General features: G+C 51.7%; 13 protein-coding genes. 8 read left to right on the top strand and 5 right to left on the bottom strand.

The window, feature by feature from the left end; genetic code table 11:
- The first annotated feature begins 63 nt into the window (after positions 1–63).
- The 4 genes from FH974_RS23690 (at position 64) to FH974_RS23675 (ending at position 4,774) form a co-directional block, all read left to right on the top strand.
- Entirely contained in the window at positions 64–1,188 is a 1,125-nt protein-coding gene (locus FH974_RS23690) for an alkene reductase (protein ID WP_207103842.1), read from the top strand.
- A 27-nt stretch (positions 1,189–1,215) separates the two neighbouring features.
- A complete protein-coding gene (locus tag FH974_RS23685) occupies positions 1,216–2,325 on the top strand; it encodes an alkene reductase (RefSeq protein WP_207103841.1) in 1,110 nt (369 codons plus the stop codon).
- Between the two features lie 120 nt (positions 2,326–2,445).
- Positions 2,446–3,249: a 2,5-didehydrogluconate reductase DkgB gene (dkgB, locus tag FH974_RS23680; protein ID WP_207103840.1), complete on the top strand. Its 804-nt coding sequence runs from the start codon at positions 2,446–2,448 to the stop codon at positions 3,247–3,249.
- A 430-nt stretch (positions 3,250–3,679) separates the two neighbouring features.
- On the top strand, positions 3,680–4,774 hold the full coding sequence (locus FH974_RS23675; RefSeq protein ID WP_207103839.1) for a class I SAM-dependent methyltransferase: 1,095 nt from the start codon (positions 3,680–3,682) through the stop codon (positions 4,772–4,774).
- Between the two features lie 56 nt (positions 4,775–4,830).
- Here FH974_RS23675 and FH974_RS23670 read toward each other — a convergent pair whose 3' ends face one another.
- Entirely contained in the window at positions 4,831–5,061 is a 231-nt protein-coding gene (locus FH974_RS23670) for a hypothetical protein (RefSeq protein WP_053061895.1), read from the bottom strand.
- A gap of 387 nt (positions 5,062–5,448) precedes the next feature.
- On the opposite strand from FH974_RS23670, the gene FH974_RS23665 reads away from it, so the two are divergent.
- Together FH974_RS23665 and FH974_RS23660 are read left to right on the top strand one after the other, a co-directional pair.
- Positions 5,449–5,997, top strand: coding sequence for a TetR/AcrR family transcriptional regulator (locus tag FH974_RS23665; protein WP_207103838.1), 549 nt, complete (start codon positions 5,449–5,451; stop codon positions 5,995–5,997).
- Between the two features lie 178 nt (positions 5,998–6,175).
- Positions 6,176–6,937 (top strand): SDR family NAD(P)-dependent oxidoreductase, encoded by a 762-nt coding sequence (locus FH974_RS23660; RefSeq protein ID WP_047886238.1) that lies wholly within the window; start codon positions 6,176–6,178, stop codon positions 6,935–6,937.
- Positions 6,938–7,197: 260 nt separating this feature from the next.
- Here FH974_RS23660 and FH974_RS23655 read toward each other — a convergent pair whose 3' ends face one another.
- Both FH974_RS23655 and FH974_RS23650 read right to left on the bottom strand, forming a co-directional pair.
- Positions 7,198–8,136, bottom strand: a complete 939-nt coding sequence (locus FH974_RS23655) for a bile acid:sodium symporter family protein (RefSeq protein WP_207103837.1) — start codon at positions 8,134–8,136, stop codon at positions 7,198–7,200.
- Positions 8,137–8,442: 306 nt separating this feature from the next.
- The gene (locus FH974_RS23650) at positions 8,443–9,330 is read right to left on the bottom strand and encodes a LysR family transcriptional regulator (RefSeq protein ID WP_207103836.1); all 888 of its coding nucleotides are present in this window, start codon (positions 9,328–9,330) and stop codon (positions 8,443–8,445) included.
- 143 nt (positions 9,331–9,473) lie between these two features.
- On the opposite strand from FH974_RS23650, the gene FH974_RS23645 reads away from it, so the two are divergent.
- Together FH974_RS23645 and FH974_RS23640 are read left to right on the top strand one after the other, a co-directional pair.
- Positions 9,474–10,340 carry an MBL fold metallo-hydrolase gene (locus FH974_RS23645; protein WP_207103835.1) on the top strand — a complete coding sequence of 289 codons (867 nt, stop codon included), beginning with the start codon at positions 9,474–9,476 and terminating at the stop codon, positions 10,338–10,340.
- On the top strand, positions 10,334–10,963 hold the full coding sequence (locus FH974_RS23640; RefSeq protein ID WP_207103834.1) for a DsbA family protein: 630 nt from the start codon (positions 10,334–10,336) through the stop codon (positions 10,961–10,963). Before FH974_RS23645 ends, FH974_RS23640 begins: the two co-directional genes overlap by 7 nt.
- A gap of 125 nt (positions 10,964–11,088) precedes the next feature.
- On the opposite strand, the gene FH974_RS23635 is transcribed toward FH974_RS23640, so the two are convergent.
- Together FH974_RS23635 and FH974_RS23630 are read right to left on the bottom strand one after the other, a co-directional pair.
- Entirely contained in the window at positions 11,089–11,739 is a 651-nt protein-coding gene (locus FH974_RS23635; RefSeq protein WP_107193894.1) for a GntR family transcriptional regulator, read from the bottom strand.
- Between the two features lie 56 nt (positions 11,740–11,795).
- On the bottom strand, positions 11,796–12,797 hold the full coding sequence (locus FH974_RS23630) for a 4-hydroxyproline epimerase (RefSeq protein WP_207103833.1): 1,002 nt from the start codon (positions 12,795–12,797) through the stop codon (positions 11,796–11,798).
- Positions 12,798–12,877: the final 80 nt, after the last annotated feature.

The raw sequence follows: 12,877 nt of genomic DNA, 5'->3' as shown, positions 1-12,877 counted from the left end.
TGCGCTCAATATCCAGCGTGCCACTTGTTACTATGCCCTCAATTCCTACTGAGGACAGAATCAATGAGCACATCACTCTTCCAACCTATTACGCTCGGTAACCTGACGTTAAAAAACCGCATCGTGATGCCGCCAATGACGCGCTCTCGCGCCAGTCAGCCGGGCGATGTCGCAAATGATCTGATGGCCACTTACTACGCGCAGCGCGCCAGCGCCGGGTTGATTGTTTCAGAAGGCACCCAGATTTCGCCCATGGGGAAAGGCTACGCCTGGACGCCGGGTATTTATAGCCCGGCGCAGATTGCCGGCTGGCAAAAAGTAACGGCTGCAGTTCATCGTGAAGACGGCGTCATTTTTGCTCAGCTCTGGCATGTCGGTCGGGTGACGCACCCAGACAACATTGGTGGGCATCAGCCGATTTCTGCTTCGGCGGTAAAAGCCGAGAACGTCAAAGTGTTTGTCGATAACGGCACTGATGCTCCGGGCTTTGTCGATGTGGTGGAGCCCCGAGCCATGACGAAAGCTGATATTGCGCAGGTCATTGCGGAATACCGTCAGGCGGCGCTCAATGCTATCGAAGCCGGTTTTGATGGCATCGAACTGCATGCGGCCAACGGATACCTGGTCAATCAGTTTATCGATTCTGAATCAAACCACCGCACCGATGAATACGGCGGCAGCCTGGACAATCGCCTGCGTTTTCTCGATGAAGTCTTGGGTGCGCTGGTGGATGCCATTGGCGCTGAGCGTGTGGGGGTGCGTCTGGCGCCGTTTACAACCCTCAATGGCACTGTGGATGCTGATCCCGAAACGACGTATACCGCCGCAGCGGCACTGTTGAATCGTCATCGCATTGTGTACCTGCACATTGCAGAAGTGGACTGGGACGATGCGCCGGATACACCGGTAACGTTCAAACAAGCAGTACGTGAAGTGTTTGACGGGGTACTGATTTATGCCGGTCGTTACTTTACCCCGCGTGATCAGGCTGCAAAAGCCAACACCGCAATCGAACAGGGGATGGCTGACATGATTGGTTTCGGTCGCCCGTTTGTCGCGAACCCGGATCTGCCCGCCCGTCTGCTGCATGGCTACCCGATGGCAGAGCATGACCCGACTACCTTATTCGGCGGTGGTGAAAAAGGGCTGATTGATTACCCGGTTTATGGTGAGTCAGCCAGTCAGTGAGTGAAACGGGAACAAAGGAAAAACAACATGCTATTTGAATCTTTTAATGGCAACGGGTTATCACTGCGCAACCGTATTGTGATGGCACCGATGACTCGCTCCCGTACTACGCAGCCGGGTGACGTGCCGAACGAAATGATGGCCACCTACTATCAACAGCGCGCCGACGCCGGACTGATCATTACCGAAGGCGCGCCGATTTCGCCGGTAGCCCGAGGTTATTCCTTAACGCCGGGTATTTACACCCAGGCGCATATCGACGGCTGGCGGAAAGTGACTCAGGCTGTCCATGACGCAGGCAGCAAAATCTTTATTCAGCTATGGCACGTAGGACGCCGTAGTCATCACGATATTGCAGGCGAGCAGCCGGTTTCAGCATCGGCCATCAAAGAGCCGGATCAGGTCTTCGGCCCATTACCGGAAGGTGGCTTTGGCATGGTGGAAACCAGCGAGCCACGGGCGATGACGCGTGAAGATATCGAGCAGACCATTGATGACTTTGTACAGGCGGCAGAAAACGCCATGGCGGCCGGTTTTGATGGTGTAGAAATTCATGCTGCACACGGGTATTTGTTTGATCAGTTCTTGCGTATAGCCAGCAACCAACGAACCGATGAGTACGGTGGCAGCCAAGACAACCGGATGCGGTTTTTGGTTAATACCCTGCAGGCGGTAAGTGATGCGATTGGCGGCCAGCATGTGGCGGTTCGGGTGTCTCCGCATGTTTATGAAGGCTTCGGTGATGACGATCCGGAAATTGCCGATGTCATCCTCAAAGCGCTGGAAAAAATGGCACCAATGAATCTCGCGTATGTTCACTTTTCGGAAAATATCTCGCGGTACACCGATGTGCCGGAGTCCTACCGGCAGCAAGTGCGTGCCGTTTATCCGAACCCGGTGATGGTGGCAGGTAAACTGAGTAAAGAAAGTGCGCAACAGTTGCTGGTGAAGCAGTACGCTGATCTGGTGGCCTTCGGGACGCCGTTTGTCACCAACCCGGATCTGGTGGCGCGTTTCCGCTATAGCTGGCCGCTGGCGGAGTTTGATGCAGATGCCAGGCTGAGCCTCTATGGCGGCGGTGCAGAGGGATACATCGATTATCCGCGTTACCAGCCTGCTGTTTGTGACGCCGAGTAAGTGCTCACGCTGAAGACGTTTGTAGCGCTGCGTATGCCTTTAACGATGAAGAACGTCAGGCGTACAACCGTTTCAGTCATACATTATTACACCGACAAAGAAGAAGTTAAGGGGAACAACATGTTACAGATGCCAATGCTGGGTGCCGGAACATTTCGTCTGAAAGATGATGTGGCGTATCAGTCAGTACTGACCGCGCTTGAGCTGGGTTATCGCCATATCGATACCGCGCAAATTTATGGCAATGAAGCAGAAGTGGGGCAGGCGATTCAGGATTCCGGCGTTTCCCGTGACGCTATTTTTCTGACCACGAAGGTGTGGATCGACAAGCTGGCAAAAGCCACATTTTCTGCCAGCGTCGAAGAGAGCCTGGAAAAGCTGCAAACAGAGTACATTGACCTGTTGTTGATCCACTGGCCGTTGAAAAATGATGCGGTGCCGATGGCAGAATATCTGGCTGAGCTGAAAGCGGTAAAGGATAAGGGATTAGTTAAACATATTGGTGTCTCGAACTTTACCAATGCCCAGTTGGAGCAGGCGATTGCCATTCTGGGGGAGGGGGAGATCCTGACTAATCAGGTTGAGGTGCATCCTTACCTGCAAAACCGTAAGGTTGTCGCCTGCTGCCGAACGCATGGTGTGATGGTGACCGGCTACATGCCGTTTGCTTATGGTGACGTACTGAAAGATGCCGTGATTCAGGGAATTGCGGCAAAACACACAGCGACCGCTGCGCAAGTTGTGCTGGCCTGGATGCGTCAGAATGACTTTGTCACGATTCCGTCGTCGACCAAAGCGGCTAATCTGGAAAGCAATCTGGCTGCTGCAAACCTGATACTGGATGCGGAGGATATGGCCAGCATTGCGATCTTAGATCGTGACCACCGTCTGGCGAATCCGGACTTTGCGCCTGACTGGGATTGAATGAAATCGGGTCAGTTAGCTGGCGCAAGATGATGTTGGGTGCATAGCGGCGCTGAGTGTCATTTACCTTCAAAACAACCTGCTTGTCGGCAGGTTGTTTTGTCTTTATTGAATAAGCCGTTGCTGGATAATTTCGTCCGCTTCGTCCTGTTTTTGCCTGCATCATCGCTGAATCTGGTGTCATGAAGCCCAACGTGGTTATCTGCGTGGGTTAGTAAGGCTGGTAATAACTAAATCGTATTTATCCTTTTTTGTTAGAAGGGACGAACGGCATCACCCCTATGCTTTATGAAGGCTAAATGAAGCATCAAAATGCGCCTGATTGGCTGAGCCTGCTTTACCCTGCATTTCAAGTTCCCGTTTCATGCCTTTGAAATAGTGATAGGCATGAAGCATCCGGTCAGATCAGACGCTGAAGGAGGTGTCGATCATGGCGACAACCAATACAAATGCTGCCTTTAACCCCCAGAAAGCAGAAGTCTTTGGCGACCAGTTTGTGAATGCACTCAACAATGGTGCAATGTGCCTGATGGTTTCCATTGGTCACCGAACCGGTCTGTTCGATGTGATGAGTCAACTGGATCAACCCGCGTCATCGCAGGCCATTGCGGAACGTGCCGGTTTGAATGAACGCTATGTGCGGGAATGGTTGGGAGCGATGACAACCGCCGGGGTCGTCGAGGTCGATCCGGCGACTAACCGTTTCTGGCTGCCAGCCGAACATGCCTCATTGGTCACCCGTGCCGCCGGTGCTGATAATCTGGCCGTCTTCGCACAGTACATCGGATTACTGGGAGGGGTTGAAGACAATATTGTGGACTGCTTCAAGCAAGGCGGCGGTGTCCCCTATGAAAAATACCCGCGCTTTCATGAAGTGATGGCTGAAGACAGCAATCAGTCGGTGCTGTCTAACCTGGAAACACATATCGTCCCATTGGTACCGGGGCTGGCTGACCAGTTAGCGGGGGGTATTCAGGTACTGGATGTCGGGTGTGGTCGCGGTCGGATCATGAACCGGTTAGCGGAGCTGTATCCAGCCAGCCAGTTTTTGGGGGTCGATCTTTCCCGCGAAGCCATTGATTATGCAAGGGCGGAATCAAAAGCCAGGAATCTGAGCAATATTGAGTTTGAAATCAGCGATCTGAGTAACTTCGATGAACGCGCACAACCTGACGTGTTTGATTTCGTCACTACCTTTGATGCCGTGCATGATCAGGCCAAACCGCTGAATGTGCTTCGGGGGATTTGCCGGACATTGAAACCTAACGGCATTTACCTGATGCAGGACATTAAAGGCTCCAGCCATGTGCACAATAACCTTGATCACCCGATTGGCACTTTCCTGTACACCATTTCCTGCATGCACTGCATGACCGTTTCTTTGGCGCAAGGGGGGGAAGGTCTGGGCGCTATGTGGGGTGAAGAAAAAGCCAGGGAATACCTGGAGCGTGCTGGTTTCAGTTCGGTGGTGAAAAATGAACTGGCGCACGATATCCAAAACAACTGGTACATCGTCCGTAAATAAACAGCGAACCTGAGACCTTGGTTTTTCCTGAGGTCTCAGGCTGTAGTGCCTGCCCCCTATATCAACGCCCCTGACTGGCGCCACTCGTGACGAAAGACCTTGATCCCGTCTTCGTATCCCAGAATCAACATCAACACTGCTATCCCGCCCACCATCAGAATCACAGCAAGGATCGGCCCGACGACATAGCTGAACAGCATTTGAAACGGAAGGTAAATAGTGTAGCGCCCGACAGCAAGCAGCAGGTATTTGAGTGGCTGACGGATGTTCATTAACAGGTTAATCATGCTTTTTCTCCTGGTGCAGGTAAGTTTTTAGGTTCAGGTTTTAACTGATAATTGAGCGCGCTCAATTAATATAAAATGAGCACGCTCATTTTTCAATGGGCCATCTGTGAGGTGTGTTAGGTTTATGACATGCGTGATCTCTGTGAGGAACGAGATGTTATGGGGGGATAACCGTTTACGGGGTGATAACTGTTTATGGGGTGATAACTGTTTATGCGTTAATAGCGATTGGGTTGCACAGGTCTGTGAGCAATTATGGATACTGGCCGCATGGTCGTGACTGATCAGGAGTAAGTTCATGAAATGAGAGGGGACAAGGCTTGAACCAGACGGGGTTTCGTCCTGCCTGTCATCAGGTACAATAATGGCAAAGCAGAGGATCTGACCGTGACGACGAAAAAACAGCAAACCCGCGATAAAATTTTGTCCCAAGCCTGGCAACTGTTTGAACAGCAAAGTTATGCCGAGACAACAACCCGGCAAATTGCCTCCTCCGCTGGTGTGGCGGCCGGAACTGTGTTTTCCCATTTTCCGACCAAGTTCGACCTGCTTAAAGCCGGGGTTGAACGGCAGGTCGACATGGTGATCGCCGAGGCTGCCGCCAGCGACGAACAACAGTTACCGGGAGAGCGATTACTCCATTATGCCCGCTACCTTTATGGCTACTATCTCCGTCATCGTGAGTTCAGCCGAGAAATTTTCAAAGAAGTGATCTGGCATCAAGAGCAGCTCAATCCGCAAATTGAGGAATTCAAACAACGACTGTTTGAAACACAAGAGGGTTATGATGAGACCCGGGCTCAGGTCATGATGGAGCTGTATTTCATGACTCTGATTATGGGGCTCAATGAACCGGAGTCGGATACCGAGTTATTACTTCAAACAATGCTTGCTACTTTGCAAAACAAACTGCAATGCGTCAGCGTATTGACATAGCCATCCTGCCGATAAATCTGGCGAGTAATTTAGCTGTCAGCCAATAAATTAAACGCCTGTTTATATTTTTCTGTTCAGCGCAAGTTCAGCTTTCTATGGTGAGTATTAACAATGTGAAAACAAATAAATTACATTGTTGCAGCTATTCATCCGACGTGAACATAGAAAGGACATCATTATGAGTTTGAAGGAAAAAGTCGCGGTCGTTACTGGCGCTTGTGGCGGTATTGGCTACACCATCGTACAAAAGTTTGTGGCGCAAGGTGCCAACGTGGTGTTGGTCGATATGGATCAGGAAAAGGTCAATCAGGTTGCCGGTGATTTTGGTGCGGCAGTGAGAGGGTTCGCCGCCGATGTGACGGACTATCAACAAGTCGAAGCCATGCTGGACTTTGCCGTTGCCGAATTTGGCACTCTGGATGTGGTGGTCAATAACGCCGGTATCGGGATGGCAAAAAATCTGTTGGAACATGATCCGGAAAAAGATTTTGATTTGATCACCCAGGTGAATCAGAAAGGGGTTTACCACGGGATCCTTGCTGGCGGGCGCAAATTTACTGCGTTATCGAAGCGAGGTGTTATTCTGAATACCTCATCAGTGTATGGCACTATGGCGGCGGAAATGACGTTCACCTACAACGTCAGTAAAGCCGCCGTTGATATGATGACAAAATGTGCGGCACTGGAGCTGGCTCCACACGGTATCCGGGTTGTTGCGGTCGCGCCGGGTCGAGTGGATACGCCAATGTTACGTCAGTACAAAGAGTTTGGTCTGTGGGAACATATCCGCAAAGAACAGATGCGCGACGAATTCACTCAACCTGAAGAAATTGCTGACGTTTTTGCCTTTCTGGCTTCTGATGCGGCTAACTGCATCAATGGCACCACAGTGTTTGCCGATGACGGGTTCGCTAACTTCAAATATCCGCTTAATGCTTAATGCTTAATGCTTAATGCTTAATGCTTAATGCTTAATGCTTAATGCTTAGAGCTTAGAGCTTAGAGCTTAGAGCTTAGATTAGATCATAGAGCTGAACGCGAGCAGTCAGCCTGCGGTAAGTGGGCGCTGACCCGCACTGGTCAGTTCGTGAGAGGATAGGGCGACGAACAAAAAAGCAAACAGGGAACGCAATTTGCGTTCCCTGTTTTTCTGCTTTCAGCGAGTGACTTCCGGAAGCTGGCTGAATGGCGTGCTTACTATTATGCCGCTGAGCGGGCCGGTTTCTCAGGGGTATCCTGACGCTTTGCCCAGTATCCAGCCAACAAAGAGCCTGAGATATTGTGCCAGACAGAGAAAATCGTTCCGGGTACCGCAGAAGCCGGTGTGAAGAACTTCATTGCCAGTGCAGTGGCGAGGCCGGAGTTCTGTAGTCCGACTTCCAGTGCGACGGTGCGACATACCGCACGGTCAAAACGCATCAGACAGCAGCAGAGGTAACCGGCAATGAGGCCAATACTGTTGTGTAAAACAACCGCAACGGCGGCTAACGGCCCAATTTTACTCAGGTTATCGGCATTCAGTGCGACCACAGTAGCGATAATCAGCACAATCGCGACCATGGAAATCAGCGGCAGGACGGCGTGAATTTTTTCGACCTGTTTGCGGGCGAGCGTGTTGATCAGTAGCCCGATGGCAACCGGTAACAGCACAATTTTTACCAGACTCAGCAGCATGGCACCTACAGGTACGTCGACCGTCTGGCCGACCAGCAGCGCGACCAGAAGTGGAGTCAGTACCACGCCAATGAGTGTCGATAATGCTGTCATGGAAATGGACAGAGCCACATCCCCTTTGGCCAGAAATGCCATAACGTTTGACGCGGTGCCGCCGGCAACGCTGCCTACCAGCACCATACCAACGGTCAATTCTGTGCTCAGATCCAGCAAGTAACTGATCAGCAGTGCTGCAAGCGGCATGATGACAAACTGCAACACAACACCAATACCAACGGCGGCTTTTTTCTTCACGACATTGGCAAAATCACGGGGTGCCAGTGTGACCCCCATGGCCAGCATAATGATGGTAAGTAGCGGGACGATCTGACTTTTCAGATCAACAAACAAGGTTGGCTGAAAGAAAGCCAGCGCTGAAAACGCGACGGCCCAGACCGGAAAGAGTTGGGTAATTCTGTCTAACATGGTTATTCCTTTAACGTTGCTAATCAAAGGAATATTTCATATGCAAAATGAAAATCATAGCACCCGTCGGCAATAAGCGATGATGTGCTGAAAATGATGTTTACAGACACACAGCCCGCCGAATCTGCGGCACTCACCGCCCAATCTTTCTGCTAATAATGCTTGTATCAACACATCTTCATGCGTGACGGGCTGCTTTGCGTGCTCTGTGTCTTGTTGTTCTGCCCAGTGACGTGCTGACAATGCCCAATTCAGCTATAGACGCCAGGCTACAGGTTCCTGGCTCCTCATGATGAACGAAATGTTCTACCACCGACTTACTTGAAAATAGGCGTCCAGATAATCAATCAACGCACGGACTGTGGGGGACAGGTGTTTTCTGGACGGGTACAAGGCATAGATGGCCATGTTGTTTGGTTGCCACTCGGGCAACACAGCCGTCAGGTGACCTTGTTGAATCAGACTGTTAGCCAGATAAGTCGGTTGCATGGCAATGCCTGCACCGTGCCGAGCGGCTTCCAGCAGGGTCGTCGCTTCATTGGCCGTTAACTGACACTGCACATTTACTGAAGTGTGTTCATCGCCGCGCTTCAGATGCCAGACATGCTGCTCAAAGTTTTTATAGCCGAGGCAACGCTGTTGGGCGAGATCTTCCGGGCTGACCAATGCTGGTGAAGCCGCCAGATAAGCGGGAGAGGCAACCAATACTGACGCACAGCGGCCAATGGGTTTGCCAATGAGTGACGGATCGGGGTTGGCCGCAATTCGAATCGCCAGATCGATCCGTTCGGCAATCAGATCCGAGGTGGTGTCCTGCAAATCGATGTCAATTTCCACTTTCGGGTGCTCGGCCATAAAGCCGGTAATGGCCGGAATAAGCTGGGAATGGCTGAATGACATACTCGCTGCCAGCCGGATTTTCCCGCTCAGTGCACCAGCGTCGCGGGAAACGAACGTCAGTGACTCGGCAGCCTGTAACCACTGCTCGACCTCTGCCAGGCAGCGCTCCCCGGCGGTCGTGAGCGAAATCTTACGGGTTGTACGGTGCAGCAAGCGGGTCTGCAGCCAGTCTTCCATGGTTTCGATATAACGCGTCACCATGGGACGTGACATCTCCAGCCGGTCAGCGGTCGCGGTAAAACTGCCGGAATAAGCCACGTCGACAAATACTTTGGCGGCGGTGAGTCGGTCCATTTATTTGCTCGTTTTATGAAATAATCTTGCTCATTATTGGGCGTTTTTCCGAACAGATCAAATCTCTATTATCTCCTTCGTACCTTAAAGACAATCTTCATCCTTTATCGAATAACAATCGACAGACTTTTTCGGAGACAGACATGATCAAGCCCACTCTACTTGCTACCTCACTGCTACTGGCGGTTTCTTCTACAGCGAATGCCAGCACGCCACTGACGCTGGATGTGTATAACGCAGATGGCAACAGTTTCCATGTGAACTCAACCCTGGTTTATGGTGAGCACGAAGCCATGGTGGTGGACACTGGGTTTACCAAAGCCGATGCAATGCGTATTGCCGCCAAGGTGCTGGATTCCGGTAAAGAGCTGAAAACGATTTTTATCAGTCAGGCTGATCCGGATTATTACTTCGGAGCTGAAGTGCTGCATGAACTGTTTCCGGAAGCGAAAATCTTGACCACGCCGGGCGTGAAAAAAGCGATTGAAGAAAACCTGGCCGGAAAGCTGGCTTATTGGGGACCGAAGATGGGAGCCAATGCGCCGGTTCATCCGGTGACGCTGACGGCGTTTACCGGTAATACCCTGACGGTAGACGGCTACAAAGTGGAAATTCACAGCCAGAAAGGTGAACTGGACCACCGTCCATACCTGTGGATTCCATCCAGCAAGGCAGTGTTAGGCAATGTGGCCGTTTATGGCAACGTTCACCTATGGATGGCTGATGCACAGACCGATGCCATGCAACGTGCCTGGGCTGAGCAGCTACAAGACATTCAGGCGCTGCAACCGGACATCGTGATTCCGGGTCACATGAAAGCCGGCACCAAGCTAAATGCCGATACTATTGGTTTTTCTCTGCGTTACTTACAAGCTTTTAAAGCGGAAAAACAGGCAAGCAAAAACAGCGACGCGCTGATCAGTAAAATGACAGCACAGTATCCGGATGCCGCGCTGCCGATGGCACTGAGCATTGGTGCCAAAGTGCACATGGGAGAGATGAAATGGTAAAGGCACATTATTTTTATGACCCTATGTGCGGCTGGTGTTACGGTGCCACGCCACTGCTGGAGGTAGTGGCGGCGCATCCGGGCATTGAACTGCACTACCATCCCGGTGGCATGCTCGGCAACCGGCTATTAGAAACCGGCATGCGCCAGCATATTATTCAAAGCGATCAGCGTATTGGTCAGGAAACCGGGCAGGTTTTTGGTGACCGTTATTTAAATCGTCTGCAAAGTACTGAGCCGGTCGTGCTGGATTCCTACTTACCGACCCGAGCGTTGCTGGTGGCAAAAGACATGGGACTGGACACATTTGCGATGCTGAAAGCGATTCAGAGCGCCCATTATCAGCAGGGTCGAAATGTGAATGAACTGGAAACGTTGCTGGCCATTGCCGTTGCGATGGGGGCACCCTCTGACAGTTGGTTACAGCAGATGGCCAGAGCCGATCAGGCCCTAAATTCCGCGATTAGCCAGAGCCACTCCTTGATGCAGACACACCAGGTAGGTGGATTCCCGACTCTGATGATTGAACGTGAACACGGCCGTTGGAAAAAGCTGCCGCTGAACCAATTTTATCGGCGTCCGGCAGACTGGCAGCAGTATCTGACACAAGTGTTGTCAGCCTGAACCCGCGTGCGGTGAGCCTGTCACGAATGGGTGTTGTTAAGGTGGCAGACAACGAAATGCGCGCGTTGTGAATCAGGTTGTGAATCAGGTAATGAAGCCAGCAAATCTGCTGGCTTTGTTATTGTTTATTTTTGCTTGGACAGCAGGCCGATGATGTCTTCGGCAGACACATCAATGTGACGCTTTAGCAAATCGCAGGCGGCAGCAATGTTGCGCTCGCGGCACAGAGTCAATAGTTCGCGGTGCTCTGATTCTGCTTTGGCCACCCCGGCGGTGTGCAGTAGCTGGATGCGGATATAGCGATCTGATTGGGTATTAAGCTGAGTAATCAGCTGCAAGGTTTCCGGGCGGTTTGCCGGGGTGTACAGGGCTTTATGGAAAGCAAAGTTGTAGTTGCTCCAGTGATCAACCCGGCTGCCGGTATTTAAGATTTCTTCATATTCTTGCAAGATCGCTTCAGCGGCATCGAGATCTGCATCTGTCATTAGTGGGATCGCATGCGCCAGCATGTGGCATTCCAGCAGCACCCGCAGTTCAAACAGTTCACGAATCTTGTCTGCTGACAGTTCAGTCGCAAAAGCGCCTTTGTGGGCACGAAACTCAAGAAGACCTTCAGATTCCAGGGTAAGCAGGGCTTCACGTACAGGAATACGGCTTACATCAAATTCTTTTGCCAGTGCGTCCTGACGCAGGGGATCGCCCCCTTTGATTTCACCCCGCAGGATCTTGCCTCGGATCGCATCAGCAACATATTGGGTACGTGTTTTGGGCTGCAAGGTAACTCCTTTTATCATTATTCAGACCGGCCGCCATGACAGCGGCCGGTTTTATTTTACTTTACTTCAAAGCCATACGCATAGGGATCTTCGCTATCGACCCAGATCGTGTTATGGCCGGTTACTCTAGCCCAGCCCTGAATACTTGGCATGATGGCATCGTAATTCCCCACCTTTGTCAGGGATTCTACACGACCCTCAAACAGGCTGCCAATGATGCTCTCATGCACGAAATCATCGCCGACACCCAGGCGGCCACGAGCAACCCATTGAGCCATACGGGCACTGGTACCGGTACCGCAAGGGGAACGGTCAATCGCGCGATCACCGTAGAACACTGCGTTACGGGCATGGGCACCCGGCTGGGTTGGCGTCCCCGTCCACAGCACATGGCTGGCACCGCGCACCGTCGGATCATCCGGGTGCACACAGTCTACAACCTGATTAATGGCATCCCGCACTTTGGGGGAGTAGTGCAGAACCTGATCGGCAGTGAAATGCTCCAGGCCAGGGAAGTTTTTCTGCGGCTCAATAATTGTGTAGTAATTACCGCCGTAGGAAACATCCACCGTCAGCTCACCCAGTCCTTCGACCTCGATCACCACATCACGGTGGGCGAGGTAGCTCGCAATATTGAAGATCCGTACTTTCTCAACTTTATTGCCGTTTTGCTGATACTCGATCCGGATTTGTCCTGCCGGTACATCAAGGATCAAGGTGCCCGGATTTTTGGGTTGGATAACGCCATGCTCGATCGCACTGGTGACCGTGCCGATCGTGCCATGTCCGCACATTGGCAGGCAACCGCTGGTTTCAATGAACAGGACTGACGCATCCGCATTGTCGCTGCACGGCGGGTAGAGAATCGAGCCGGACATCATTGAGTGGCCGCGTGGTTCAAACATCAGGGCGCGGCGAATCCAGTCATGGTGTTCCAGAAAATCCTGCCGCTTCTCACTCATTGTTTTCCCGTTCAGGCTCGGATAGCCACCGGCCACCAAGCGAACCGGATTCCCGCAAGTATGTGCATCAATACAAAAAAACGTTCCTTCACGCATTACTTCTATCTCCTTGAAATTACGCAGTTATCAAGTGTAGCCGAAAGTCGGCGATTCAGCGCCGGATCGATCCCGATCAC

The sequence above is a fragment of the Photobacterium ganghwense genome, from assembly GCF_017329545.1.
Taxonomy (GTDB): Bacteria; Pseudomonadota; Gammaproteobacteria; order Enterobacterales; family Vibrionaceae; genus Photobacterium; species Photobacterium ganghwense.
This window is presented reverse-complemented; position numbering and strand designations above follow the sequence as displayed.

Bases quoted from the DNA above. Each gene is read 5' to 3' on its own strand.
- FH974_RS23690 (WP_207103842.1), top strand. From the start codon at position 64: ATGAGCACATCACTCTTCCAACCTATTACGCTCGGTAACCTGACGTTA.
- FH974_RS23685 (WP_207103841.1), top strand. From the start codon at position 1,216: ATGCTATTTGAATCTTTTAATGGCAACGGGTTATCACTGCGCAACCGT.
- dkgB (WP_207103840.1), top strand. From the start codon at position 2,446: ATGTTACAGATGCCAATGCTGGGTGCCGGAACATTTCGTCTGAAAGAT.
- FH974_RS23675 (WP_207103839.1), top strand. From the start codon at position 3,680: ATGGCGACAACCAATACAAATGCTGCCTTTAACCCCCAGAAAGCAGAA.
- FH974_RS23670 (WP_053061895.1), bottom strand. From the start codon at position 5,061: ATGATTAACCTGTTAATGAACATCCGTCAGCCACTCAAATACCTGCTG.
- FH974_RS23660 (WP_047886238.1), top strand. From the start codon at position 6,176: ATGAGTTTGAAGGAAAAAGTCGCGGTCGTTACTGGCGCTTGTGGCGGT.
- FH974_RS23655 (WP_207103837.1), bottom strand. From the start codon at position 8,136: ATGTTAGACAGAATTACCCAACTCTTTCCGGTCTGGGCCGTCGCGTTT.
- FH974_RS23650 (WP_207103836.1), bottom strand. From the start codon at position 9,330: ATGGACCGACTCACCGCCGCCAAAGTATTTGTCGACGTGGCTTATTCC.
- FH974_RS23645 (WP_207103835.1), top strand. From the start codon at position 9,474: ATGATCAAGCCCACTCTACTTGCTACCTCACTGCTACTGGCGGTTTCT.
- FH974_RS23640 (WP_207103834.1), top strand. From the start codon at position 10,334: ATGGTAAAGGCACATTATTTTTATGACCCTATGTGCGGCTGGTGTTAC.
- FH974_RS23630 (WP_207103833.1), bottom strand. From the start codon at position 12,797: ATGCGTGAAGGAACGTTTTTTTGTATTGATGCACATACTTGCGGGAAT.